The sequence below is a fragment of the Paenibacillus sp. P4_E11 genome, from assembly GCF_056401635.1.
This window is the reverse complement of sequence record NZ_JBFUIX010000257.1, coordinates 1-3,437: the sequence shown is the minus strand read 5'-3', so window position 1 is coordinate 3,437 and position 3,437 is coordinate 1. Positions and strand designations below refer to the sequence as shown.

Annotated in this window: 6 protein-coding genes; 2 read left to right on the top strand and 4 right to left on the bottom strand. The window is 49.5% G+C overall.

Going from position 1 to position 3,437, the window contains the following annotated elements; all coding sequences use genetic code 11:
- The 4 genes from AC1DWB_RS32405 to AC1DWB_RS32390 all read right to left on the bottom strand — a co-directional run.
- Positions 1 to 190 (bottom strand): SMP-30/gluconolactonase/LRE family protein (locus tag AC1DWB_RS32405; RefSeq protein ID WP_477545217.1); only part of this gene is annotated, 190 nt, incomplete at its 3' end.
- A gap of 66 nt (positions 191 to 256) precedes the next feature.
- Positions 257 to 589, bottom strand: a complete 333-nt coding sequence (locus tag AC1DWB_RS32400; RefSeq protein ID WP_477545216.1) for a hypothetical protein — start codon at positions 587 to 589, stop codon at positions 257 to 259.
- Positions 590 to 597: 8 nt separating this feature from the next.
- Positions 598 to 936 (bottom strand): alpha-helical endospore appendage domain-containing protein, encoded by a 339-nt coding sequence (locus AC1DWB_RS32395; protein ID WP_477545215.1) that lies wholly within the window; start codon positions 934 to 936, stop codon positions 598 to 600.
- Between the two features lie 48 nt (positions 937 to 984).
- Positions 985 to 1,275 carry a hypothetical protein gene (locus tag AC1DWB_RS32390; protein WP_477545214.1) on the bottom strand — a complete coding sequence of 97 codons (291 nt, stop codon included), beginning with the start codon at positions 1,273 to 1,275 and terminating at the stop codon, positions 985 to 987.
- A gap of 193 nt (positions 1,276 to 1,468) precedes the next feature.
- On the opposite strand from AC1DWB_RS32390, the gene AC1DWB_RS32385 reads away from it, so the two are divergent.
- Both AC1DWB_RS32385 and AC1DWB_RS32380 read left to right on the top strand, forming a co-directional pair.
- A complete protein-coding gene (locus AC1DWB_RS32385; RefSeq protein WP_477545213.1) occupies positions 1,469 to 2,434 on the top strand; it encodes an NAD-dependent epimerase/dehydratase family protein in 966 nt (321 codons plus the stop codon).
- On the top strand, positions 2,431 to 3,437 hold a 1,007-nt coding region (locus tag AC1DWB_RS32380), incomplete at its 3' end, for a UDP-glucose dehydrogenase family protein (RefSeq protein ID WP_477545212.1). The genes AC1DWB_RS32385 and AC1DWB_RS32380, both read left to right, overlap by 4 nt.

Genomic DNA, 3,437 nt, shown 5'->3' with positions numbered 1-3,437 from the left:
TGGTTGGGACGGCAGCGGTTACATATTCCAGGAACTCAACCTCTTCCCGGGTTCCATCGGCCGGTCGATATTGGTTCAACTTGTTAGCGACAATATCTACCCAGATCAGTGATTCAATACGGTCATCCCAATGAGGCCCTTCACCTAATTGCGACTTGGCGTCTACGACTAATTCTGCTTCCCATTTCATACGCAATCCCTCCGTCTCCGTCTGTCTTGCTACTTCATAATCGCCCCCCATTATAACACAGATAGATTAAGATTGACTGTGTCTCTCAGAGAAATGATGCTCGGAAATGGAACGTTCCCTCGAGGATCCGGGGGTGACTCTCAGCTTTGTGTTTGTCCAGGGTTTGGATGGACAGGATGCGTGTGTATCAGCAGGAACGATCCCCACCATCTTCACCATCACGATCCTTTGATAGTCTGTTATTAATTTCAGATTGTCCTGAATGGCCCGAGCGGTTTCTTCAGAAGCGCTGGTCACATCAGCAATGCTTTCCATCATGCGCGCCATGGCTCGCTGGCTTTTCGCCAGCGAGTCCAGAATGTCCATTTTCAATTCATTACGCTTTTCCATCCATCCCATAAAATTAATTATCCCCCTGCCCCGAAAAATCCGCCCATACCACCGCCCGTAGAGTCAAACCCACCGGAGCTGCTATCCCCCTTGTTCAGTACAATTCTCATATTTTTAGCCAATGCGCTTTCCAGTTTCGTAAGCCCGTCAAGCAGTTCGACGAATTGCTCGTGCATTTCAAGCGGCTGGGTCAGTTGCTCGTCATGATCGTCGAATGCAGAAAATTTCAAATGATTCAGAATCCAATCCCGCGACTTCTCCGCTTCTCCTGCCTTCGCTTCAAGAATTAAAGAAATATTATAATGCATGCTCGCAGAGGCAGCCAATATATCCATGAAAGACTGTGCACGGCTCATTTGTTCTTACACTCCCCTTCCCGCTCTGTTTCCAACCGGTATCGATCCTTATTCCTCGTCCTCGCTGCCGCCAAGTTCATTGACAACGAGTTCCAGATTGTCAGCTATCGCATCCTCCAATTCAGCTAAACTGACCAGGTAGGAAGTAATGCTTTTTGTAACCACCATCGCATTTTTTGTCGTAGCCCGAACACCCGGGAAAGTCAAATCCTGACTTGGAATCGAAGTTATGAGTTGAGCCGTATTAATGATGGAGTGCCTCTTGGCTTCCAGAATTCTTGCCATTTCGTACTTCGATTTGGCCATATTACCAATGATCGACGTTAACCGCTCCTGCATGAGGTCCTCCTTTTGAACATTTCGTGATTCCTTAGATTACATGTTCCCGATATGATATGTTGCCACCCACTTGCCGGTGAAGGATATCACCATACATTTATTCTAACTGCATAGGAAATTCGCACATACACTTCGTCCCACACGACCATACGATGATGTACATACCATACATCCTAGGAGGTTGATCTTGCCCGTGAAGAACATTCTAATCACCGGTGTTGCCGGTTTCTTGGGCTCGCATTTGGCAAAAGAGTTATTATCCGCCGGACATCAGGTAATTGGCATCGACAATCTCTCCACAGGAAGCTTGAATCATGTTGAGCGATGGCTGAATGGCGGAAAGTTCCGTTTCATCCCATTCGATGTCTCCTCCCCCGAAGTCCTGCGTATTCCTCACTTGAAGAATTTGGATGAGATTTATCATTTGGCCTCTCCCGCTTCCCCGAAGTTTTATCAGCAGGCACCCCTGGAAACGATCGCCGCCAATACAACCGGTACAAAGCATATGCTCGATCTAGCCTTGGTCCATGATGCAAACTTGCTGTATTCCAGCACTAGCGAAGTTTACGGTGATCCTACCCAGCACCCGCAAAGCGAGGAATACTGGGGAAATGTCCATACATGGGGGCCTCGGGCTTGCTATGATGAGTCGAAGCGGCTTGGGGAAGTGTTCTGTTATGAGTACGCGCATCGATATAAAGGGAAGGTTCGCGTGGCGCGCATTTTCAACACGTATTCGGCCGGTCTTCGTAATGACGACGGAAGGGTCATTTCGAACTTTGTGAACCAGGCTTTGTCCGGCGACAATCTGACCGTTTACGGAGACGGTTCCCAGAAAAGGTCTTTTTGTTATGTGGATGACACCGTTCGCGGGTTGAGGATGCTGATGGAACACGTTGATACCGTCGGACAAGTGGTCAATATCGGCAACCCGGAAGAACACACGATTATTGAGCTCGCCCGATTGATTGTGTCCATGACCCGCTCAACAAGTCAAATTACATTTCACCCGCTTCCGCAGGACGACCCTAAACAACGGCGGCCTGTCATAGACAAAGCCGTTAAGCTGGGATGGATGCCCGCGATTTCACTGGAAGAGGGACTCCGACGCACGATAGATAATTATCGGCAACAACGAAAAGGCGGAATGTCGATATGAACATCGTCTGCATCGGTTCTGGTTATGTGGGAACCGTGATGGGAGCCGCCTTCACTGCTGTTGGGCACAAGACGACAATTGTAGATTCGGATCCGCATAAGGTTGGACTGCTCCTTTCACGGAAGTCGCCTATATTCGAACCCGGCTTGGAGGAGCTTCTGCTCCGGGCCAAGCCTGAATTGTTCCATGCTACAACCTCGTACGAGGCGGTGAAAGACGCGGATGTCGTGTTTATCGGCGTAGGTACGCCCTCCCGGAGCGACGGAACGGCTGATTTGCGGTATATCCGAATGGCAGCGGAAAGTATCGGAAGGCATTTGCCCCCCGACCGGTTCATCGTAATCGTAGACAAGTCTACTGTACCAGTCGGCACAGCAGCACTTGTCTCCCATATCATAGAAGAAAAATCGGGCATTCAAGCGGAAACGGGGTTCACTGTGGTGAGTAATCCCGAGTTTCTAAGAGAAGGATATGCCCTGGAGGACGTGTTCTTCCCGGATCGAATCGTGATTGGCACAGGTCACAGAGTCGCCCTTCAGATGTTGAGGCAACTCTATTCTCCTATCAGGGATCGAGTCGGTTATGAATCGTTCCTGAGTGAATCGTCTTTCTTAAGCCGGAACATGAATAGTCCTGAACCTGTATACATGGAGACCGATACCAAGAGCGCTGAGATGATCAAATACGCTTCCAACGCCTTTCTTGCGGTAAAGATCAGCTATATAAATGAAATCGCCAGATTGTGCGAGGCTTTGGGTGCTCATGCTCCGGATGTAGCCCGGGGCATGGGGCTTGATTCGAGAATCGGGGAAAAGTTTTTGCAAGTTTCCAGCGGATGGAGCGGCAGCTGCTTGCCCAAAGATACGTCTGAACTGCTCGCCACAAGCCGCCAATACGGCAGCGAGCTAACCCTGGTAAAGGCCGCTGTCGAGTCGAATCAGGCTATGCATATGTATTGTATCGACAAGCTGAAGCGACGGCTTCAGACTTTGAACGGCAAACG